This window comes from Candidatus Paracaedibacter symbiosus (genome assembly GCF_000757605.1).
Lineage (GTDB): Bacteria > Pseudomonadota > Alphaproteobacteria > Paracaedibacterales > Paracaedibacteraceae > Paracaedibacter_A > Paracaedibacter_A symbiosus.
The window spans coordinates 6,218-7,958 of record NZ_JQAK01000013.1 but is presented as its reverse complement, the minus strand read 5'-3'; the positions used below and the strand labels follow the sequence as shown (position 1 = coordinate 7,958).

The window sequence follows — 1,741 nt, the reverse complement described above, 5'->3', positions numbered from 1 at the left end:
TTTACTCTGACCTTGAGAAACCTTCTCCTTAAGCTTTACGATAGCTTCTTCAGTCAACTTCTTTTTCTTCCTTTATAAATACCTTTTTGCTTAGCAAGATAAATGCCTTCTAACTGCCGTTCTCGAATAAGAGCTCTCTCAAATTCTCCAAAAGCTCCCATCACAGAGAGAAGAAGCTTGGCCATGGGGGAGTCTTCGCCTGTAAAGGCTAAATTGCTTTTTCTCAAATCGAATGCCCTTTGATGAAGTTTTTTTCATTTTGGCATGACTTCAATATTTTATAAGAGAATAATGAGCATGCACATGCCATTGTCTAGGATTAACTTCTGTATGTAGCTTATATTTTGGCAAGTTAAGAAAAGAGTTTAGTTTTCCTTAAAGCACACAAAATGAGGAACATAAATTAGCGAGAGCCACTAAATCTGGCTCTCGCGATTAAAATGTCCCTTATTGATAGACCCATTCGTTGGGGGTATTGCTTGGGTTTCCATTACGGCGCGGAGGAGGGGAACTTTTAAAAGCATCTGGGATTGTATAAGTAGCCCCATCTTCTTCATCTGGAATGATTGTATAAGTAGTAGGTTCTCCTCCCTCTGGTTTCTCTAGAGTGTCAACATATACATCGGTTGAGGAACTCGCCGCCCCAATACGCTTATTTTCCTCTTCATAGGGCTTTTGCATAGTCTCATAAACAGAAAGGTCTTTTCCATAAAATTCACTAGAATGGTTTTCTTCCTGTAAGATGTCGTGATAATAGATAGCCTCTTTCTTATATAGATAGTTAGAAGAAAGATCACTTCCTTCTTCGGGATTTTCTACCTGTTGCGATTGGCTTGCTATTTGTTGCCACCTCTTTTCGAATTGTGAAAACAACTTTTTACCACTTTCTTCAGGGAGAAGTTTTTCAAGTGCTTTTTGAGCTTTCTCAGTTGACCATCTCTCTTGAGGATTAGTAAGAGTTAATCCACGAATCACCTTGAAAATTCCGGTATCATTATTTTTTGATTTACCAAAAGCCTTTTCAAGCGCAGCTTCATAGGTTTCTTGAGTCCATTTGTTAAGCATGTAATTTGGAATGCTGGCCCTTTTTTCTATGACCGGATCAAACAATTCTTGAAACGGATGCTCCTCCCCAAGAATTAAATGAAGTATGGCGAGACCCGCGGCAAAGTTATCTGATGCATGACCATTGAAAGTTGCACGAAGGTCTCCTTTTTTCTTTTTCCCTAAATGGCGTAAATGTTCTAAACGCGCCAAATCAAAATTCCTAAAATCGCCAATCCCCCCTGACAAAATCGTCTTTTGAACGGCACATCCCATATCAGCTACCCAAACATCACCATCCCAGCTCAGAAGTAAATTATCAAGTTTGACGTCAAGATGGGCAATACCTGAATGATGCATCTTCAGGAGGCCTGTCAATAAACAGTAACCAACATAGGCCACAATCTTATCCCTCAGTTCATCGTCTTTCCCCTTTAAGAATGAGAGGTAATAGCTTAAAGATTCCCCACTCCCAAGAGTTGCTAAAGGAGTGAATTGCAAAAGAAGATCTTTCGTATAACTTCGTATAATGTATGCTATACGAAGTTATTACGAAGAGGAATATAATTTGCAAACCGATCCCACACTTCCGGAAAAATATTCTTCATTCCATTAAAAAACCACTTAATTTCTTGAGGACGGCATAAGAAGATACCTCTTAAAATCAACCCAACACATCTACTGGGGTGATGCTCAG

At 39.3% G+C, this 1,741-nt stretch carries 1 protein-coding gene and 1 pseudogene; both read right to left on the bottom strand.

The window, feature by feature from the left end; translation table 11 throughout:
- Nucleotides 1–221 (bottom strand): annotated as a pseudogene (locus IG80_RS14420) (recombinase family protein); the annotation flags it as partial.
- A gap of 226 nt (nucleotides 222–447) precedes the next feature.
- The gene (locus tag IG80_RS0111535) at nucleotides 448–1,545 is read right to left on the bottom strand and encodes a protein kinase family protein (protein ID WP_032114178.1); all 1,098 of its coding nucleotides are present in this window, start codon (nucleotides 1,543–1,545) and stop codon (nucleotides 448–450) included.
- Between the last annotated feature and the right edge of the window lie 196 nt (nucleotides 1,546–1,741).